At 65.9% G+C, this 18,020-nt stretch carries 20 protein-coding genes; 6 read left to right on the forward strand and 14 right to left on the reverse strand.

What is annotated here, in order from left to right; translation table 11 throughout:
- The first annotated feature begins 26 nt into the window (after nt 1-26).
- The 3 genes from pncA to BSQ44_RS15135 all read left to right on the forward strand — a co-directional run bounded on the left by pncA (nt 27) and on the right by BSQ44_RS15135 (nt 1,835).
- Entirely contained in the window at nt 27-626 is a 600-nt protein-coding gene (gene pncA, locus BSQ44_RS15125) for a bifunctional nicotinamidase/pyrazinamidase (RefSeq protein WP_072608092.1), read from the forward strand.
- 292 nt (nt 627-918) lie between these two features.
- Complete coding sequence (locus BSQ44_RS15130) at nt 919-1,401, forward strand: MarR family winged helix-turn-helix transcriptional regulator (RefSeq protein ID WP_072605605.1); 483 nt, start codon at nt 919-921, stop codon at nt 1,399-1,401.
- On the forward strand, nt 1,398-1,835 hold the full coding sequence (locus BSQ44_RS15135) for a MarR family winged helix-turn-helix transcriptional regulator (RefSeq protein ID WP_072605608.1): 438 nt from the start codon (nt 1,398-1,400) through the stop codon (nt 1,833-1,835). Before BSQ44_RS15130 ends, BSQ44_RS15135 begins: the two co-directional genes overlap by 4 nt.
- 17 nt (nt 1,836-1,852) lie before the next feature.
- Here the strand turns inward: BSQ44_RS15135 and BSQ44_RS15140 are convergent, their stop codons facing one another.
- The 7 genes from BSQ44_RS15140 to BSQ44_RS15170 form a co-directional block, all read right to left on the reverse strand.
- Nucleotides 1,853-2,560 (reverse strand): ABC transporter ATP-binding protein, encoded by a 708-nt coding sequence (locus BSQ44_RS15140; protein WP_072605610.1) that lies wholly within the window; start codon nt 2,558-2,560, stop codon nt 1,853-1,855.
- The gene (locus BSQ44_RS15145; RefSeq protein WP_072608093.1) at nt 2,553-3,305 is read right to left on the reverse strand and encodes an ABC transporter ATP-binding protein; all 753 of its coding nucleotides are present in this window, start codon (nt 3,303-3,305) and stop codon (nt 2,553-2,555) included. Before BSQ44_RS15145 ends, BSQ44_RS15140 begins: the two co-directional genes overlap by 8 nt.
- Nucleotides 3,302-4,261, reverse strand: coding sequence for a branched-chain amino acid ABC transporter permease (locus tag BSQ44_RS15150; RefSeq protein ID WP_114580075.1), 960 nt, complete (start codon nt 4,259-4,261; stop codon nt 3,302-3,304). The genes BSQ44_RS15145 and BSQ44_RS15150 overlap by 4 nt, the downstream gene beginning before the upstream one ends.
- Nucleotides 4,261-5,142, reverse strand: coding sequence for a branched-chain amino acid ABC transporter permease (locus BSQ44_RS15155; protein WP_072605614.1), 882 nt, complete (start codon nt 5,140-5,142; stop codon nt 4,261-4,263). The genes BSQ44_RS15150 and BSQ44_RS15155 overlap by 1 nt, the downstream gene beginning before the upstream one ends.
- Nucleotides 5,142-5,435, reverse strand: a complete 294-nt coding sequence (locus BSQ44_RS15160; RefSeq protein WP_072605616.1) for a type II toxin-antitoxin system RelE/ParE family toxin — start codon at nt 5,433-5,435, stop codon at nt 5,142-5,144. The genes BSQ44_RS15155 and BSQ44_RS15160 overlap by 1 nt, the downstream gene beginning before the upstream one ends.
- The gene (locus BSQ44_RS15165) at nt 5,432-5,725 is read right to left on the reverse strand and encodes an antitoxin of toxin-antitoxin stability system (protein ID WP_072605618.1); all 294 of its coding nucleotides are present in this window, start codon (nt 5,723-5,725) and stop codon (nt 5,432-5,434) included. Before BSQ44_RS15165 ends, BSQ44_RS15160 begins: the two co-directional genes overlap by 4 nt.
- 72 nt (nt 5,726-5,797) lie before the next feature.
- Nucleotides 5,798-7,102, reverse strand: coding sequence for an ABC transporter substrate-binding protein (locus BSQ44_RS15170; protein WP_072605620.1), 1,305 nt, complete (start codon nt 7,100-7,102; stop codon nt 5,798-5,800).
- Between BSQ44_RS15170 and BSQ44_RS27170 the strand changes: the two genes are divergently transcribed.
- Entirely contained in the window at nt 7,059-7,271 is a 213-nt protein-coding gene (locus tag BSQ44_RS27170; protein WP_162276724.1) for a hypothetical protein, read from the forward strand. The two genes, BSQ44_RS15170 and BSQ44_RS27170, sit on opposite strands and share 44 nt — an antisense overlap.
- On the opposite strand, the gene BSQ44_RS15175 is transcribed toward BSQ44_RS27170, so the two are convergent.
- Entirely contained in the window at nt 7,265-8,701 is a 1,437-nt protein-coding gene (locus tag BSQ44_RS15175) for a hypothetical protein (RefSeq protein WP_072605622.1), read from the reverse strand. The two genes, BSQ44_RS27170 and BSQ44_RS15175, sit on opposite strands and share 7 nt — an antisense overlap.
- A gap of 217 nt (nt 8,702-8,918) precedes the next feature.
- Here BSQ44_RS15175 and BSQ44_RS15180 point away from each other — a divergent pair, with 217 nt between their 5' ends.
- Entirely contained in the window at nt 8,919-9,437 is a 519-nt protein-coding gene (locus tag BSQ44_RS15180; protein WP_072605624.1) for a MarR family winged helix-turn-helix transcriptional regulator, read from the forward strand.
- Between the two features lie 43 nt (nt 9,438-9,480).
- Nucleotides 9,481-10,305 carry a nucleoside triphosphate pyrophosphohydrolase gene (gene mazG / locus BSQ44_RS15185; protein ID WP_072605626.1) on the forward strand — a complete coding sequence of 275 codons (825 nt, stop codon included), beginning with the start codon at nt 9,481-9,483 and terminating at the stop codon, nt 10,303-10,305.
- 5 nt (nt 10,306-10,310) lie between these two features.
- On the opposite strand, the gene hflX is transcribed toward mazG, so the two are convergent.
- The 6 genes from hflX to BSQ44_RS15215 form a co-directional block, all read right to left on the reverse strand.
- On the reverse strand, nt 10,311-11,711 hold the full coding sequence (hflX, locus tag BSQ44_RS15190; protein ID WP_072605628.1) for a GTPase HflX: 1,401 nt from the start codon (nt 11,709-11,711) through the stop codon (nt 10,311-10,313).
- Nucleotides 11,712-11,960 carry an RNA chaperone Hfq gene (gene hfq, locus BSQ44_RS15195; RefSeq protein ID WP_072605630.1) on the reverse strand — a complete coding sequence of 83 codons (249 nt, stop codon included), beginning with the start codon at nt 11,958-11,960 and terminating at the stop codon, nt 11,712-11,714.
- A 138-nt stretch (nt 11,961-12,098) separates the two neighbouring features.
- Complete coding sequence (locus tag BSQ44_RS15200) at nt 12,099-12,959, reverse strand: D-amino-acid transaminase (RefSeq protein ID WP_072605632.1); 861 nt, start codon at nt 12,957-12,959, stop codon at nt 12,099-12,101.
- Nucleotides 12,960-12,987: 28 nt separating this feature from the next.
- Nucleotides 12,988-14,364 (reverse strand): Trk system potassium transporter TrkA, encoded by a 1,377-nt coding sequence (gene trkA, locus BSQ44_RS15205; protein ID WP_072605634.1) that lies wholly within the window; start codon nt 14,362-14,364, stop codon nt 12,988-12,990.
- Between the two features lie 19 nt (nt 14,365-14,383).
- Nucleotides 14,384-15,745 (reverse strand): nitrogen assimilation response regulator NtrX, encoded by a 1,362-nt coding sequence (gene ntrX, locus BSQ44_RS15210; RefSeq protein ID WP_072605636.1) that lies wholly within the window; start codon nt 15,743-15,745, stop codon nt 14,384-14,386.
- Nucleotides 15,735-18,008: a sensor histidine kinase NtrY-like gene (locus tag BSQ44_RS15215; RefSeq protein WP_072605638.1), complete on the reverse strand. Its 2,274-nt coding sequence runs from the start codon at nt 18,006-18,008 to the stop codon at nt 15,735-15,737. Before BSQ44_RS15215 ends, ntrX begins: the two co-directional genes overlap by 11 nt.
- Between the last annotated feature and the right edge of the window lie 12 nt (nt 18,009-18,020).

Raw genomic sequence — 18,020 nt, forward strand, 5'->3', positions numbered from 1 at the left:
GGTTTGGCAACGAGGCGGAGCAGGCAATGGCGACACAGGCGCTGATCGTTATCGACGTGCAGAACGATTTCTGTCCCGGCGGAGCGCTCGCCGTGTCTGGCGGCGACGCCATCGTGCCGCTGGTCAATCGCATGATCGCGGACGCCCCCCACGTGATCCTGACGCAGGACTGGCACCCCGCCGGCCATTCGAGTTTCGCCTCCACCCATGCGGGCAAAAACCCGTTCGAAACCGTCGCCATGCCCTACGGCGAGCAGACGCTCTGGCCCGACCACTGCATCCAGGGCTCGCAGGGCGCCGCCTTCCATCCCGACCTCGAATGGACCAAGGCCGAACTCGTCATCCGAAAGGGTTTTCGCCCCTCGATCGACAGCTACTCCGCTTTCTACGAAAACGACCACAAGACCCCGACCGGCCTCGCCGGCTACCTGCGCGAGCGCGGCATTTCGGAACTCACGATGGTCGGCCTCGCGACCGATTTCTGCGTCGCCTATTCGGCGCTCGACGCCGTTCGCGAAGGCTTCTCCGTCACCGTCACCCTCGAAGCCTGCCGCGCCATTGACCTCGGCGGCTCCCTCGAAGCGATGACGCAGCGCATGAAGGAAGCCGGCGTCAGCCTCGCCTGAACTGGAGGCGCGACTTCCGCGTCCACGAATGTTGGTCGAGGGCAGACGCAGCAAGATGAAGCAACCGCCCGCTTCTTTCTTCCCGAAAGATGCGCGGAAAGCGGGAGCGCCAGGTGGGGTCGTGGACGGACCCGCCTCTCATACCGATACGCATCGCCTTCTGGTCGCGTTGGCTGCCTCGTCGGCCACGCTTCCTCGGCAACATCTACCAAGACGCGCCAGTCGCGCGACACTGACAACTGGGGGCGCGTCAATAGTTGCCATGGATATTGTTTCCATGTAATCTATTTGCATGTCCCGTGAAACCCGCACCACCGGCTCACTCGTCTGGCACCTCGCGATGCGTTGGCGGACCGAGGTTGATCGCGCGGTGGCGCATCTCGGGCTCACCCATGCGCAATACTCGCTACTCGCATCACTCCACGTCATGGCGGCCCGCGGCACTGAGCCGACGCAGCGCGAACTCGCCGGCTACGCCACGCTGCAGCCGATCTACGTCTCCAAGCTGGTTCGCTCTCTGGAATCGCTCGGCCTGGTGACCCGGCGGCCGGACGGACGCGACAGCCGTGCGCTGCGGCTCACGCTTACCGGTGCCGGCGCCGCGACCGCGTCGGAAGCGCGCGCTGTCGTGGCGGCTCTGGATCGTCAGCTGACGGCGCCGCTCGGTGGCCCCCAAAGCCGCGACACCGTACAACTCGCGGCCGCGCTCGCCACGCTTCTCGACGCTGCCGGTCTCATCCCCCCCGATCCCGCCTGCGAAGGATCCGATTCATGACCACGCCACCTCTCACCCGCGCGATCGGCGCCACGGAGCGCACGCTGCGCGACCTGCTCGACAGCCGACTCGCGACTGCCGGCCTCTCCTTCCCCGAATGGACCGTTCTGGTTTTCCTTCAATCAGGGGCGCCAATGCCCGTTCCCGGCCTGCTCGCGCAGCTTGCGGCGGGCCGCATCGCGGCGGGCGCCGAGGCAAATAGCCTTCTCGCCCGTATGGCCGCGGCCGGGCTGCTAGCGGTCCGCGGCGAGGAGCGCAGCGAGACGGTGCGACTGACCGCACGGGGATTGGAAACGGCGCGGCCACTGCTCGATGAGGTCGGGGCGATCACCCGCGGCCTGGAGGAGGGCCTCGACGCCGCCGACCTCGCCGCCACCCGCCGTACGCTCGCTGCCATTGCCCACCGCGCGGCAGATCTCCTCGCGCCGGTCTGACGGACCGCTGTGCCGCCTCAGCCCACCCCCACATAGTGGCGGACCATCGCCGGGTCGTCCTTCAGTTCCGCGACGTCCACGGTCCTGCGGTTGCGCCCGTTTTCCACAAAGGCGACGCGGTCGGCGACCGGCAGAACGGCGTCCACCCGCTGCTCGACCAGGATGGTCGAGACGCCGCGCGCGCGCAGCGCCGTCACCGTCTCGCGGATCCGCGCGATCATGGAAGGCATCAATCCCTCCGTCGGCTCGTCCAGCAGCAGCACGTCCGGTTCCAGGCAGAGCGCCCGCGCCATCGCCAGCATCTGCTGTTCGCCGCCCGAAAGCGTCCCGGAGCGCTGCGAGAGCCGGTCCCTCAGCACCGGAAAGAGGTCGAGAACGTCCTTGCGCGTGGCAGCACCCTTGCCGCGCGCCATAAGCCCGATCTCGATATTTTCCGCCACCGTGAGTTCTGAAAACAGCCGCCGTCCCTGCGGCACGTAGGCGACGCCTGCCTTCGGCACCTCGTGTGCAGGCAACCGCGAAATGTCGGTCGCGCCGAGCAGGATTGCGCCCGAGCGCACCGGCACCAGCCCCATGATGGCCTTCAGCGCCGTCGTCTTGCCCGCCCCGTTGCGCCCCAGAAGGCACAGTACCTCGCCCTTGCGCAGGTCGAGCGAGAAATCGCGCAACACCTGAACGTCGCCATAGAAGCAGTTGATGCCATTGATCGTCAGCGCGTCAGGCATCTTCGGGCGATCCCAGATAGGCGTGCTGCACGTGCGGGTCGGCGCGGATCTCGTCCGGCGTGCCTTCCGCCAGCACGGCTCCGGTGCTCATGACGGTGATCCGGTCGGCCAGCGCCATCACCACCGGCATGTTGTGCTCGATCAGGAGCACGGTCGCGTCCCGCGCGATCTCCTTCACCAGCGCGATGAAGCTTTCGATCTCCGCGTCCGACAGCCCCTGCGTCGGTTCGTCGAGGATCAGCAGGCGCGGCTTCAGCGCCAGCCCCATCGCCACTTCCAGCAGCCGCTGATGGCCGTAGGCGAGCTTGCCGGCCGGCATGTCCGTGCGGTCGGAAAGATGCACCCGCGCCAGCGCCTCCTCCACCCCGCGCGACAGCTCCTTGCCGGAGAAGCGGCCACCGCCGCCGGTCTTGCCGTCGATCAGGCTGCGCTGCACCGACAGCGCGACGTTGTCGAAAACGGTGAGGTTGGGAAACACCGAGGTGATCTGGAACGTATAGGCGATGCCGCGCCGCACCCGTTCGTGTGCCGGCAGCGCGGTGATGTTCTCGCCGTCGAAGACCACCTCGCCGCACGTCGGCATGATCCGGCCGCAGACGAGGCTGACGAAGGTCGTCTTGCCCGCCCCGTTCGGGCCGATCACCGCCCGGATCTGGCCGGCCGGCAGTTCGAAATCGACATGGTCGACCGCGGTAAGCCCGCCGAAGCGGCGCGTCAGCCCGCGCGTGACGAGCAGCGGCGTCACGGCAGCCATGGCAGCCACCGTTCGCGCACCGTGCCGAGCACGCCCTTGGGAAAGAACAGCACCAGCAGGATCAATGCCACGCCGACGATCAACAGCCAGGCCGAGGTGTAGCCGGACGTCACGTCGATCACGTAGAACATGAAGAGCGTCCCGAGCAGCGGCCCAAGCGTCGTCGCCGCTCCTCCCAGAAGCACCCACAGCAGCGGCAGGATCGAGTACTGGATCGAGGCGAAGGTGGAACCGACATATCCGAAGAGCAGCGCGTACGCCGCCCCCGAAGCGGCGCAGAACAGGCCCGACAGCACCATGGCCGACAGCTTGTTGCGCTGGACGTCGTAACCCAGCATGCGCATGCGCTCCTCGTTCTCGCGGATCGCCACCAGCACCCTGCCGAACGGCGCCCGCGCGATGGCCATGGTCGCCAGAAGCACCACCGAAAAGAGCGCCAGAGCCGCGAAATAGCGGACGGTCGGGTCCCAGAGTTCAAGCGTGAAGGCAGCCGACGCGACCGTCCGCATCTCCGGCCCGAGCACCAAACCCTCCTCCCCCCGCGTCCACTGCGTGAAATAGAGCGTGGTGAGATAGAACACCTGCGAGAACATCAGCGTCACGATCATGAAGGCGACACCCGTCGTGCGCAGCGCCAGCAGGCCGACCACCAGTGCCAGCACCAGCCCGCAGGCGAGGCCCGTCGCGAACCCGGCAACGATCCCCCAGTCGAGGTAATAGAGCGCCAGCCCGGCACCGTAGAGACCGGCCGAAAAGAACATGGCGTGCCCGAGGCTGAGCAGCCCGGCATAACCGAACAGCAGATTGTAGCCCATCGCGAAGACCGCGAGCACCAGCACCCGCGACATGACCCCCCGGTGGTATTCGGGCAGGACGAACTGCAACAGGACGAGAACGGCGATGACGCCGAGATGCAGCAGCACCGCCCGTGTCCCCGCCCCCGCCATCATCGCGGCGCGGTTCCGAACAGGCCTTGCGGCCTGAAGACGAGCACCATCGCGACCGCCAGCGTGGCGATCATCTTGGCCAGCGTCGGCGAGAAGAAGACGGAGATCACGCCGTCCGACACGCCGATCAGAACCGCAGCGAGCACGGTGCCGCGCAGCGATCCGAGCCCGCCGATGATGACCACGATGAAGGACAACAAAAGCGGGTCAAGCCCCATCAGGTAGTGCGCCTGGCTGATCGGCACGACCAGCACGGCTGCCACGGCGGCCAGCACCGCGCCGAGCGCGAACACACCGGCATAGACCCGGTCGACCGGAATGCCGAAATTCTGCGCCGTCTCGCGGTCGTACTGCGTCGCCCGCATGACGAGCCCAATGCGCGTCTTGGTCAGCACGAACCAGGTCGCAGCCACCAGCACCGCCGAGGCGCCGATCACCGCCAGCTTGTAGCCCGAATAGCCGAACCAGGGCAGGACGACACGGTAGTTGAACGGCGCCTGTACCGGCCGCGCCTCGGGGCCGTAGAAGGTCAGCGCCAGCTGCTGGATGATGTAGAGAAGGCCGATCGTGGCGACGATCGTCGCCTCGGGATCGTAGTTCAGCCGCTTCAGCACCAGCCGTTCCGACACCAGCGCCACCGCGCCCACCACCAGCGGGCTGAGCAACAGCGCCAGCAGGAACCCGAGCGCCGGATTGCCGGTGACCATCGTGGAGAAGAACCAGGCCAGCACCGCGCCCAGCATGAAAAACTCGCCATGCGCCACGTTGACGATGCGCATCACGCCGAACACCAGCGACAGCCCTAGCGCCATCAGCGCCAGCACGGCCGAGGTGACGAGCCCTTCGAGGGTGGCGAGCAGGAGATGCGGACCGAGCGCCATCAGGACGTCCCGTCGCCCGCCGGCGGCCACTGCCGCGCAGTGTGGATGATGCCGAGAATCCAGACGGCTTCGCCCTTGATCTGGTACACTAGTCGGTAATGGGGATGCGGAATCAATTCACGCGTTCCCGGGACATCGCCTGCTCGCGCTGCCATCGGAAAGGTTGCAGCTCGTTCGGCCGCGAGCTGAAAAACCCTGTTCATCCGAAGAGCGGCGGCCGGATCGTCCACAGCAATGTAGTCGAGCACGTCCAGTCGATCTTTTTCCGCCTCTGGCGTCCAGATCAACTTCACTCATCATTCTCACTGATCCGGCGTGACCAAACGGCGGCGCGCTCCGCAAACGATCTTTCCACATCCTCGCCTGACCGCCCCCGCTCCGCGTCCATGGACCGTCTTGCAATCTCGACTTTTCTCGCGACGAAGTCGCGATAACCACGATCGTGGCGTCGTTTCTCCACGTAGTCCCGCATCAACTCGCGGACGATCTGCGACGCCGGACGATCGACCGCCTCCGCTTCGGCCATAAAGGCGTCGCGCAGCTCCGGCTCCAGCTTCATCGTGAAAACCGCTTCCTTCGCCATGACAGTCTCCCGCTATCGGTACTGACGACGTATATACCTCGTCAGTACCTGAAAGGCGATCCCTCGCCTCGCTCAGAGCGGCTGCGTCGTGTAGTCCGCCTCCGGCTCGTACATCCCGTCTTCGATCGACGAGGTGTGCACCACCTTCAGCATGCCGCCTTCCACCAGCGAGATGTTCTGGTGGCCGTAGGTCTGGTGGTTCTTGCCGTTGAAGATCTTGTCGCCCTGCGGGTGCTCCGGGCCGGCCGGGAATTCGGTCAGTGCCTCGGTTGCCTCGATCAGCTTGGCCCGATCGTCCGGCCCGGCATAGCCGGCCGCTTCCATCGCCTGCTTGATGATGTAAAGCGTCTCCCAGCAGCCGAACATGTGCGCGGCCGTCGAGACGTCCTTCGGATCGTCGACGGAGGCGCCCTGTTCGTTGATGCCGACCGCGTCGCGATAGGCCTTCACATAATCCGGTGCGTCCGGTTGCAGGTAGCGCGGCATGCCTTCCCAGAAATGGCTGCCCTGGAGGAACTCCAGGCCCGGGCTGTTGATGTCCACAGCCTCCAGAGAATCGACGAACCCGAACAGTTTCGGCGCCGTCGGTCCGTAGAACTCGCCGAGCTCCTTCACGAAGGTGAGCACGGCCGGCCCCACCATGACGTGGTAGAGCACCTCGGTGTCGTGCGGGATGTTCGGGAAGTAGCGCGTGAACGAGCTTTCCGTCGGCGGGATCGGCACCTGCGCGATCACCTCCCCGCCGGCGTTCTTCATGGCTGGCGTGAAGAAGTCGCGGTGGTCGTGGCCGAACGCGTAGTCCGGGTAGATCATCGTGACTTTCTTGCCGAGGTTCTGCGAAATCCACGGCGCCATGGCCGTCACCTGCGAGCGTACGTCGGTGATGCCGGGCTGGAAGACGTAGCGGTTCAGCTTGCCCGAGGCGACGTGGTAGCCCTCGCTCACCACGTAGTACGGCATCTTCAGTTCGCCCGCGACCGGGGCGGAGCCGGCGACCACGTGGCTGAACAGCGTGCCGAAGACGACGTCCGTCTTGTGCTGGCTGGCGAACTTCTCCACCACCTCGGCACCCCGCTTGGGGTCGGTGCCGTCGTCCTCGATGATGATCTCGATGGGCCGGCCGTTGATCCCGCCGGCATCGTTGATCCGCTTGGCCGCGGCGTTGGTGACGCGTTCGTACCAGCGGCCATAGGCGGCGCCGATGCCGGTGCGGTGGCACTGGAAGCCGATCCTGATCGGCTCCGACGACTGCGCCTGCGAATAGCGCACGAAGCCCGGCGCCAGCGTCGCGCCGGCGGCCGCGCCGATGCCGACGAGGGCGGAGCGGCGGTTGATGGACTTCCGCAAGAAACTGGTTTTGTTGCTGTTTTCAGTCATGCCGGTTCCCCTGTGTGTTCGTTGTAATTCGACCGAAGCACTGCCTTTCGCGCCGCCGCCGTGGCACGAGATTTTGCATGTGTACAAACTAAATCATCAATGCCCGACCGTGGCAACAGGAACTGCCGCTGGGGAAGACACGGGCGGCCGAAAGGCGCTCGCTCAGTAGCCGGTGGGCGTCGAGAGCAGCCACAGGCCGAACACCGTATAGGCGACCATCAGCACGGCGAGCGGCATCTGGCTGATCGTCGCCAGCCGGGCCGATCCGTGCCGCCGCCAGGCGATCACATGCGCGCTCACCACCGCAAGCACGTGTCCGGCGATGATGGCGGTCGCCTGAAGGTTCCAGATCACCCAGGCCGACTCGGCGCCGAGCACCGTCCCCGCCGACACGTGGTATCCGGCCGTGCCGAAGAGGTTCCAGCCGTTGGAGAACGGATCGGAGATCGCGGCAAGCGCGTATTGCCCGTTCACCGCCAGTGACGTCAGGTAGTGCGAGAAATGGTAGGCGAGCGCGATCGGCATGATCGACCAGACGAGCGCGCCAGCGGCCTCCACCGCCGAACCCTTTCGCCCCGCCAGCCGCTCGCCCGAGGCGACCGCAAGGAAGAACCCGGCGCCGAGTACGCAGAACGTCGCGGTCAGGCCGAGCGTGTTGGCCGTCATGACCGCGCTGCGGCCGGGAAACTCCAGCGGATTGATGCCGATCATGCCCAACCAGGAAAAGGTCCGCATCAGCCCGTCGAAGGAAACCGAGGCGAGTGCCAGCAGCAGGAACGCCGTTCCGGCAACCGGCAGCGAAGGCTGCTCCGCCAGCCGGGCGCCCGGAAGATTGAGGCGCAGTTCCTTTGGACCCGGCAGCCCTTCGCTGGCGAGGATCCCGATCCGGGAGATCATGCGCAGGAAGACGGTCAGGAACTCGCCGTCCCGGCTCCACCGGTCGAAGCCGAAAAGCACCATCAGCACGAACGTACCGGCCCAGTAGACCGCGACGATCGCGGCGAGCCGTGCAGGGTCGTCGGGTGCCGGATAGACCAGTTCGAACCACGCGAAGCATGCCAGTCCGACGAAGGCCGGCCAGCGGCCGAGCTTTTCCGGATAGGCCAGCCATCCCGTCTCCCCCCTGCCTGCGGCCAGCACCAGGAGACGCCAGGGCCCGTACCAGGGATTGATCCAGCGCCACAGGTCGCCAAACAGCCCCTGCGCCAGCACGATCGCCACCCAAAGCACGGTCCAGACCATCAGCGGCAACGGGTTCGACAGCGGGTCGCGACTGCCCCAGAACCCTGCCGCCACGAGGCCGGCCAGCACGAGGAACGACGCCGAACTCGACACCGGCACACCGCTCCTCGGCATCCGCGCGATGGTCGCCCGCGATTGGGCCAGCCGGTCGAGCGAACGCGGGTCGATGAAGAAAAGCACGAGAAAACTGAGCGCTACGGCGACGGCTCCGCCCAGAAGGTAATATCCCGTCGGCAGAAGCATGACGTATCCGCGATCCGACGCATGCGCGAAAGCCGCGTCGAACCCCAGCGTGGCCGGAACGAGCAGAAAGATGACGAGTAGGACGAATCGGACGTGAAATCGGGTGAGTCGCATGCCTCTGGCCGACCTGAAATCGCCACAGACTTGCACGCGAAAGCGCCGCCGCAAAGTCCCGGCCGTGTTTCCGGGCACGAGACGTGCAGTTGCAATTTTGGCGGGCAGGTTCGGCACATCTGCCCTGAAACTATTTTAGGCCAGACGAGTTCTCGACTTGAATGGATGGCGCTCATGCGTCTATCCATTTGATATACCAAATAGCAGGCTGGAATGGATGCTGACGAGCGGTGACAGCGGTATTGCCGACGACGACGAGGCGCCTTCCCTGGATCAGGGCATGCTTCTCGGGCTCATGGGGCGCGAACTGCGTGTTACGTATCTCGCGGTGTTCCGGAGGGTCGAGGACCAGCTGGAAAAAGTCGGCATAACCCCGCAGCAATTCGCGCTCCTGGTCGTCGTCGAGCGCAACCCCGGCGCCCGCCAGACCTTGCTGGCCAAAGCGCGCGGGCTGGACAAGTCCACGCTCGTTCCGATGATCGACCGGCTCGAACGCGACGGCCTGCTGGAGCGGCGTCCGCTCGCCAACGATCGCCGCGTCCGCGCGATCTGGATCACCGAACGCGGCAAGCAGATCCTCGACGCAGCCATCCCGGTGGTGCGCGAAAGCGACGATCTCGTCCGCGGCAGCCTGACCGAATCCGAAAGGGCGCAACTCCTGAAGCTGATGGAAAAGATCCGCATCGGCATCGAGGACAGTGCGGCCTCTGCGCGTGGGAACGACGCCGCCGCTTGAAGACGCGGCTTGGAACCGGACTGCCACCGCGCTAGGCTCGGCCATGCTCCCCTCCCCCTACATCTCCCGCCTTCTTGAAATCATGACCGCCCTGCGCACCCCCGGCACCGGATGCCCGTGGGACCTGGAGCAGGACTTTGCCACCATAGCGCCCTATACTCTGGAGGAAGCCTACGAGGTCGCGGACGCGATTGAGCGCGGCGACATGGACGACCTGCGCGAGGAACTGGGTGACCTCCTGCTCCAGGTCGTCTTCCACGCGCGCATGGCCGAGGAGGCCGGTGAGTTCTCATTCGGCGACGTCGTCGATGCCATCACCACCAAGATGATTCGCCGACATCCGCACGTGTTCGGCAACGCCGAGGCGCGCGCGGCCGGGTCCGCGAAGGGAATGTGGGACAGCATCAAGGCCGAGGAGAAGGCCGAGAAGCGCCAGAGGCGCCTCGCCCGCGGCCTGTCGGCCGAAGACAGCGGCGACGGTTTCCTCGACAGCGTGCCGGTCGGGCTGCCGGCGCTCGTTCGTGCGAAGAAGCTCCAGGAGCGCGCGGCGAAGGTCGGTTTCGACTGGAAGGAGGCCGGACCCATCCTCGACAAGATCGAGGAGGAGATCGCAGAACTGCGTAAGGCGATCGCCGACGGCGACCAGGCGTCCACGCAGGACGAGTTCGGCGACGTGCTCTTCGCGCTGGTCAATTTCGGCCGTCACGCCGGCATCGACGGCGAGACGGCGCTCCACGGGACGAACGCAAAGTTCCGCCGCCGCTTCCACTACATCGAACGGGCGCTGAACGCGTCCGGAAGCCGTCTCGAAGACGCCTCGCTCGATGAGATGGAAGATCTCTGGCAGCGCGCGAAAGCGGCCGAGTAGTATCGCTACTCCGGCGCCGGCCCAGCGGTCGTTAGCCGGCTTTCCAGTTCGGCGCGTGTTGCGCGCGTGACGCGGATCGTCAGTTCCGCGCCGCCGTCATCGAGGTCCTTGCGCGTGATGATCTCGGCGTTCCGGTAGATCCAGTCGAGGTGGCGCAGGCCGTCCGGCGGGACCTGCACCGTCATCGTCTCCAGATCCCCCGAGACGCGGCTTTCCACGATGGCGAGAAGGTTTTCCAGCCCCTCCCCGCTGATCGCCGACACCGCCACGGGCGGCGCCTGCGGGTCGCGCGCAGCCTGCTGCATCAGCCGCTCGCGGTTTTGCGCGTCCAGCTGATCGATCTTGTTCCAGACCTCAACCACCTTGCCGTCGGGCGCGGTGTCGACGCCGAGGTCGGAGAGAATCCGCTCGACGTCCTCGGCCTGCGCGGCCGTGTCCGGATCGGAAATGTCGCGCAGGTGGATGACGAGATCGGCCTCGACCACTTCTTCCAGCGTTGCCCGGAACGCTGCCACCAGATGCGTCGGCAAGTCGGAGATGAAGCCGACGGTGTCGGACAGGATGACGATCGTGCCATGCGGCAGCCGCACACGACGCAGGGTCGGGTCGAGCGTGGCGAAGAGCATGTTCTCGGCCAGCACCTCGGCGCCGGTCAGCCGGTTGAACAGCGTCGACTTGCCGGCATTGGTGTAGCCCACGATCGCCACCACCGGGAACGGAACCTTGCGGCGCTTGGAGCGGTGCAGTTCGCGCGTGCGCCGCACGGTTTCGAGCTCGCGCTTCAGCTTGGTGATCTTGTCCTGCAGGATGCGCCGGTCGGCCTCGATCTGGGTTTCGCCGGGACCGCCAAGGAACCCCGCGCCGCCGCGCTGGCGTTCAAGGTGCGTCCAGCTGCGCACGAGGCGGCCCTTCTGGTAGTTCAGATGGGCGAGTTCCACCTGCAGCGCGCCTTCCTTGGTGCGCGCCCGTTCGCCAAAGATTTCCAGGATGATGCCGGTGCGGTCCAGCACCTTGGCGTTCAGCGCCTTTTCGAGGTTGCGCTGCTGCACGGGGGTCAGCGGATGGTCGATGATGACCAGCGACGCTTCCGCCTGCTTGATGTGTTCGGCCAGTTCCTCGATCTTGCCGGTTCCAAGAAGCGTCGCCGGACGCGGCACGTTCACCGTCACGATTTCCGTGTAGACCGGATCGAGATCGATCGCCCTTGCAAGCCCGATCGCCTCCGCGAAGCGCGCTTCGGGAGACCGCGACAGCCGCGGACGGGCCTTGCTCTCGTCGTCCTCGCGGGAAAATCGCGGCAGCACGGGCACGACGATCGCGGCGCGCGCCGTCTTGCCCTTCAGTGCCTCGTCGGCCTGCCGGTCCTTCGCCCCCTGCTGGCGCCCGCCCGGATTGCTAGCGTCCAATCAGCTTTCCCGGCTGCTTTCCTCGCCATCGAACATCTGAACCGGCTGGCTCGGCATGATGGTGGAAATGGCATGCTTGTAGACGAGCTGCGAGTGCCCGTCGCGGCGCAGGAGAACACAGAAATTGTCGAACGATGTCACCACGCCCGTAAGCTTCACACCATTGATCAGGAAGATCGTAAGAGGATTCTTGCTCTTGCGTACTGAATTCAGGAACAGATCCTGAAGATTCTGCGAACGTTCCGCCATTTTTCTTTTCTTTCGCCGTTCCCCGTCCCCCGTACACGACGGCGTCAACACGTAAACGCCCGTTCCAAATGTACGAAAAACTACCCACCTCGGAAGGGTTGGCGCAATAGCTCGCCCCACTCCCCCTCAATGCGGTTATCAGGCTTGGCTTTTTTCCGCAACGTCAAAAAAAGCCTCGCGCAGCGAAAGTACCACCGAACCCGGGTGGCCGTTAGCGATCACATGGCCGTCGATCTCGACCACCGGCATCGCGATGGTCGTCGCCGAACTGATGAAGGCTTCCCGGGCGTCCTTCGCCTCCGCGACCGTGAAGCCGCGCTCCTCGATCGCGAGGCCGAGCTTGGCGGCGACCTCGAACAGCGTTGTGCGGGTGATGCCCCGCAGGATGCCGTGGTCGGCCGGCCTGGTGACGAGACGGCCATCCTTCGTGACGATCCAGGCATTCGAGGATCCGCCCTCCTTCACCATGCCGTCGGTGTCGACGAACCACGCCTCCTGCGCGCCCGCGTCCCTGGCCGCCTGCTTGGCCAGTACGTTGGGCAGGAGGCCCACCGTCTTGACGTCGACGCGGTCCCAGCGGTTTTCCGGCACGGTGATCACCTTGATGCCGGTTCCGGCCCGCTTGGCACCAACGGCGGGATCGACCTTGCGCGCCGTGACGACGAGAGACGGCGCGGTATCCTTGGGAAACAGGAAGTCGCGCGGGGCAACGCCGCGCGTCACCTGGAGATAGACAAGGCCGTCGCGCACCCGGTTGCGCGCCACCACCTCGCGAATGATAACCTCCAGCGCCTTGCGGCCGAGCGGCCAGTCCATCGCCAGTTCCCGCAGCGACCGATCGAGCCGGTCGAGATGCCCCTTCATGTCCACGATGAAGCCGCGCGCCACCTCGCACACCTCGTAGACGCCGTCGGCGAACTGGTAGCCGCGGTCCTCGATGTGCACCGCGGCCTCGGCATGGCGCACGTAGCGCCCGTTCACGTAGGAAATTCTCGGCATTGTCCCCTCGGCTCCGACCGGCGCGCTTCTAGAAGAACTCGAGACTGACGCGGAACATCTGTTCGACCTGGCGCACCGCGTTCGCCATGGCGAAGATCACCACCCGGTCGCCGGGGCGGATGAGCAGCGAGCCGCTCGGCTTGATCACCTGTCCGTCGCGATAGACGATGCCGAGCCGCATGCCGTCGGGAAGGTCGAGATCGCGCAACGGCGATCCGACCAGCGGCGAGGTTTCCAGCGCCTCTGCCTCGATGATCTCGGCAGCACCCCGCTGCACGCTGTGGACCGCCCGGATGCGCCCGCGCCGCACGTGCTGGAGCACGCGCGAAATCGTCACGGAGCGCGGGTTGACGTGCGCGTCGATGCCGAGTGTCTTGGTGAAGTCGTGATAGGTCGGATTGTTGATCAGGACCAGGTTGGACTTGCAGCCGAGCCGCTTCGACATCACGCTCGACAGGATGTTCACCTGGTCGTTGTTGGTCAACGCCACCATCAGGTCGGCGTCCTGGATGTCGGCCTCCAGGAGCAGCTTCTGGTCCAGCGCGCTGCCGTGCAGCACGACGGTGCGGCGCAGCTTGTCGGCGATCGTCACCGCGCGCTCGCGCGTATCCTCGATGATCTTCACCTTGGTGCGGGTCTGCCGCGCCTCCAGCGCCTTGGCGACGTAGAGCCCGATGTTGCCGCCGCCGGCGATCACGATGCGCAGCGCCTCCGATTCCTCGTGTCCGAAGAGGCCGAGCGTGCGCCGCACCTGGTCCTTGCGCGTCACCACGTAGGCGAGGTCGCCCGCGACCAGCTGGTCGGCCGAATGCGGGATGAACAGCCGTCCGTTGCGCCACACGCCGACCACGGTCGAGGGCAGGTCCGGGAAGAGGTCCGAGAGCTGCGACAGCGGCGTGTTGATGACCGGGCATTCCTCCAGGCACTCGATCGCCACCATCGCCACCTGGTCGTCGGCGAAGCGCACGACGTCGGTGGCGCCCGGCAGGGCGATGCGCCGCAGCACCATCTCGCCGACTTCGATCTCGGGCGAGATGATCACGTCGATCGGCAGGTTCTCGCGCGAGAACAGGTTCTGGTAGTGCGGCAACAGATAGGACTGCGCCCGGATGCGCGCGATCTTGGTGGGGATATTGAACAGCGAGTGCGCCACCTGGCACGCCGTCATGTTGACCTCGTCGTAGAGCGTCACGGCGATGAACATGTCGGCCTGCTGGGCACCCGCCATCTCCAGCACGTCCGGATGCGCGCCGTGCCCGACGAAGCCGCGCACGTCGAGCTGGTCGCGGATCGTGCGTACCAGTTCCGGCGATGTATCGATGACGGAAACGTCGTTCTGTTCGGCGGCGAGCCGCTCGGCGATGCCGTAGCCGACCTGGCCGGCACCGCAAATGATCACGCGCATTCCTTGCTGCTCCGATCCGTCAAACGCCGAGCGACTTCAGCTTCCTGTGCAAGGCGGACCGTTCCATACCAACGAACTCGGCCGTGCGCGAGATGTTGCCGCCGAAACGGTTGATCTGGGCGATCAGATATTCCTTCTCGAACATCTCGCGCGCCTCGCGCAGCGGCAGGGCCATGATGTGCTGGTCCGACTGGTTGGGCGCGCGCGGCATCACGTCGCCGATCTCCGCCGGCAGGAGGTTGGTCGTGATCGGAGCGTCCACGTCGTCGCCGCGCGACAGGATCATCAGCCGCTCGACGTTGTTGCGCAGCTGGCGGACGTTGCCCGGCCAGTTGTGCGCCTGCAGCACGGCCAGCACGTCGTCTCCGATGCGCCGGTTCCGGATGCCCGACTGGCGCACGACCTGCTTCATGAAGTGGTCGACGAGGTACGGAATGTCCTCGCGCCGTTCCGACAGCGCCGGCACGATCACCGGAACAACGGCGAGCCGGTGATAGAGGTCCTCGCGGAATCGACCCTCCGCGATCATCGCCTCGAGGTTCTGCGCCGTGGAGGAGATGATCCTGACGTCGACCTTCACGCGCTTGGCCCCGCCGACCCGCTCGAACTGCTGGTCGACCAGCACGCGCAGGATCTTGTTCTGCGTCTCGCGCGGCATGTCGGCCACCTCGTCGAGATAGAGCGTCCCGCGATGCGCCTCTTCCAGCGCCCCGACCTTGCGTTCGGCCCCGTTCGGCTCGGTGCCGAACAGCTCGATCTCCATCCGGTCGGGCGTGATCGATGCCGCGTTCATCGACACGAACGGCGCGTCCTTGCGCGCCGAGAGCGCATGGATGGCGCGCGCCGCCGCTTCCTTGCCCGAACCCGAGGGGCCGATGACCATCACCCGGCTGTTGGTCGGCGCGATCTTCTCGATCGAATGACGCAGATGGTTCATTGCCGCCGAATTGCCGATCAGGTCGAACGTGTCGGCAGTGCGCTTCTTGAGTTCCGTCACCTCGCGCCGCAGCTTCGAGGTTTCCAGCGCCCGCTCGCAGATGAGGATCAGCCGGTCGGTCTTGAACGGCTTCTCGATGAAATCGTAGGCGCCGCGCTTGATCGCGGAGACAGCGGTCTCGACCGTGCCGTGGCCCGAGATCATGACGACGGGCACGTTCGGGTGGATCGTCTTGATCTCGTCCAGAAGCGCCAGTCCGTCCAGCCGCGATCCTTGCAGCCAGATGTCGAGCAGGATCAGCCGGGGCACGCGCTCCGCGATCGACGCCAGCGCGCTGTCGCTGTCGAAGGCTGTGCGGGTCTCATGCCCTTCGTCGCTCAGGATACCCGCGACGAGTTCCCTGATGTCCTCCTCGTCGTCGACGACAAGAATGTCAGACGCCATTTTGAACCTTCTCTTCCTGCTTTGCCGTGGTGTCCGGGAGTTCGGCGGCGGACCCGCCCTCGGAAGCCGGCAGGATCACGCGGATCAATGCCCCCTTCCCCCCGAAGAAGTCGGCCGGAGCATCGTGGAGCTCCAGCCGACCTCCGTGATCCTCGATGATCTTCTTGACGATAGCGAGACCGAGCCCCGTACCCTTCGCCCGCGTGGTCATGTAGGGCTCGAGCAGTTTCTGCCGGTTTTCGGCCGGCAGCCCTTTGCCGTTGTCCACCACGTCCACGGTGATCCAGTCGTCCTTTCGCGAGGCCGCGATCATGATGACGCCGGACTGCCCGTCCTTCGTCTCGTTCGATTCGATCGCCTCGGAGGCGTTCTTGATCAGGTTGCCGAAGGCCTGGCTCATCAGCCGGCTGTCGAACCGGCCAACGAGGGGCTCGCTGCCGAAGGCCCTGCGGAACTCCACGTCGGAATTGCCGACCTCGACCAGGAACGACGCCTCCCGCAGCGCCTCGCGCAGATCCATCGGTTCCATCGCGGGCTTGGGCATGCGCGCGAAGGCGGAGAATTCGTCGACCATGCGTCCGATGTCCCCGACCTGGCGGATGATCGTGTCGACGCACTGGTCGAAGACCCCACGGTCCTCGGTGATCACCTTGCCATAGCGCCGGCGGATGCGTTCCGCCGAAAGCTGGATCGGCGTCAGCGGGTTCTTGATCTCGTGGGCGATGCGCCGTGCCACGTCCGCCCATGCCGAGGATCGCTGCGCCTGCACCAGGTCGGTGATGTCGTCGATGGTGACGACGTAGGACGGCAGTTCGGATTTCTTGTCGCCCTCCTCGATCGTCACCTGGACGTTGAAGGTGCGCTCCACGCCGCCGCGGCTGAAGGCGACCTGCTCGCGATGCACCGCCCTGCCCGAGGAGCGCGACACCTCGAACACCCGTCCGATGTGCGGCAGGATCGACGACAGGCGCTCGCCTTCCGAACTCGTCGCCCGGATCCCGAGCATGGTCTCGGCCGACCGGTTGACGATGGTGATCATGCCGTCTGCGTCGACGCCTACGATGCCGGCACTGACGCCCGCCAGCACGGCCTCCGAAAAACGCCGCCGCTCGTCGATCTGGTCCTTGGTCGAGAGGATCTCGTTGCGCTGCGACTTCAGCTGCAGCAGCATCTTGTTGAACGTGTCGCTGAGCGAGGCCACGTCGCCGTCGGAATTGCGGACCGGAACCGACACGTCGAGGTTTCCCGTCGCGACCTCGTCCGCCGCGCCGATCAGGCGGCGAATCGGCCGCACCAGCCTGTCGGCCACCGCGATGCCAGTCCAGATCGCCGACAGGATGATGATCAGCGTCAACCCCAGATAGATTAAGGCGAACGCGACCTGCACCGTCGTGCGGCTGTCTTCGAGCGCGCCGTAGTCGTCCGCGTTGGCCCGCACGATCTGCCGCGCCCGGATCACCTCGGGGTCCACCAGCCGGATCGTGTAGAGATAGACGTCCTCGATCTCGCGCAGGCGGATGATGGCGCCGACGATGTTGCGGGTGCGCGGCTCGATCAGCACAGGCCGTCCGTCCGCGGCTTCCTCCACGGCGCCGGCCGGCGCCTCCGGCATGTCGAAATCGGCGGGCGTCTCGGCCTGCATGATGAAATTGCCGTTAGCGTCGATCAGCGCGGCGTGGGCGAGCGCACGGCCCACCGCCTGCTGGGTCAGGAGCGCCTGGAAACCGATGCGGTCGAGCCCGTAAAGCGAGCGCCGCTGATCGAGGTCGATCGCCATCGACAGCGTAGTGCCCTGAAGGTTGCGCGCGTTTTCCTGGATATAGGCCTCAGCGATCGACAGCGACGAACTGACGATCGCCTTGGTCTTCACCTCGAACCAGCGGTCGAGCCCGATGTCGAGCGTGATCGACGCCACGATGGCGATGATGATGGCCGGCACCGCCGCGATCAGCGAGAACAGCGTCACGATGCGCACGTGCAGCCGCGAGGCCGCCTTGCCGCGCCGCCGCGCCAGCGCGATCTGCTGCACTTCGCGGCCGATCAGGAAGACCAGGAGGAGGATCAGCGCGACGTTGATGCCGATCAGCGTCAGCATCACCTCGTTGGTCGGCGCGATCGGGCCGAGCCCGACGAGGATGACGAAGGAGACGGCGGCGCAGACGAGCGCCGCGATCACCGTCATCATCCCAGGCAGCACCGAATGCCGGCGCCCTTCGGCGGACGCAGCCTCCTCCGGCGGGTCCCCCCCGGCCCCGTCGGCCATATCGGTATGTGC

The organism is Aquibium oceanicum (assembly GCF_001889605.1).
In the GTDB taxonomy this organism is placed as follows: Bacteria; Pseudomonadota; Alphaproteobacteria; order Rhizobiales; family Rhizobiaceae; genus Aquibium; species Aquibium oceanicum.

Bases quoted from the DNA above. Each gene is read 5' to 3' on its own strand.
- BSQ44_RS15140 (WP_072605610.1), bottom strand. From the start codon at position 2,560: ATGCCTGACGCGCTGACGATCAATGGCATCAACTGCTTCTATGGCGAC.
- trkA (WP_072605634.1), bottom strand. From the start codon at position 14,364: ATGCGCGTGATCATTTGCGGTGCCGGCCAGGTCGGCTACGGCATCGCC.
- hfq (WP_072605630.1), bottom strand. From the start codon at position 11,960: ATGGCGGAACGTTCGCAGAATCTTCAGGATCTGTTCCTGAATTCAGTA.
- BSQ44_RS27170 (WP_162276724.1), top strand. From the start codon at position 7,059: ATGGACTTCCGCAAGAAACTGGTTTTGTTGCTGTTTTCAGTCATGCCG.
- BSQ44_RS15135 (WP_072605608.1), top strand. From the start codon at position 1,398: ATGACCACGCCACCTCTCACCCGCGCGATCGGCGCCACGGAGCGCACG.
- BSQ44_RS15175 (WP_072605622.1), bottom strand. From the start codon at position 8,701: ATGCGACTCACCCGATTTCACGTCCGATTCGTCCTACTCGTCATCTTT.
- pncA (WP_072608092.1), top strand. From the start codon at position 27: ATGGCGACACAGGCGCTGATCGTTATCGACGTGCAGAACGATTTCTGT.
- mazG (WP_072605626.1), top strand. From the start codon at position 9,481: ATGCTCCCCTCCCCCTACATCTCCCGCCTTCTTGAAATCATGACCGCC.
- BSQ44_RS15180 (WP_072605624.1), top strand. From the start codon at position 8,919: ATGCTGACGAGCGGTGACAGCGGTATTGCCGACGACGACGAGGCGCCT.
- BSQ44_RS15165 (WP_072605618.1), bottom strand. From the start codon at position 5,725: ATGGCGAAGGAAGCGGTTTTCACGATGAAGCTGGAGCCGGAGCTGCGC.
- BSQ44_RS15150 (WP_114580075.1), bottom strand. From the start codon at position 4,261: ATGGCGGGGGCGGGGACACGGGCGGTGCTGCTGCATCTCGGCGTCATC.
- BSQ44_RS15130 (WP_072605605.1), top strand. From the start codon at position 919: ATGTCCCGTGAAACCCGCACCACCGGCTCACTCGTCTGGCACCTCGCG.
- BSQ44_RS15170 (WP_072605620.1), bottom strand. From the start codon at position 7,102: ATGACTGAAAACAGCAACAAAACCAGTTTCTTGCGGAAGTCCATCAAC.
- BSQ44_RS15215 (WP_072605638.1), bottom strand. From the start codon at position 18,008: ATGGCCGACGGGGCCGGGGGGGACCCGCCGGAGGAGGCTGCGTCCGCC.
- BSQ44_RS15155 (WP_072605614.1), bottom strand. From the start codon at position 5,142: ATGGCGCTCGGTCCGCATCTCCTGCTCGCCACCCTCGAAGGGCTCGTC.
- ntrX (WP_072605636.1), bottom strand. From the start codon at position 15,745: ATGGCGTCTGACATTCTTGTCGTCGACGACGAGGAGGACATCAGGGAA.
- BSQ44_RS15200 (WP_072605632.1), bottom strand. From the start codon at position 12,959: ATGCCGAGAATTTCCTACGTGAACGGGCGCTACGTGCGCCATGCCGAG.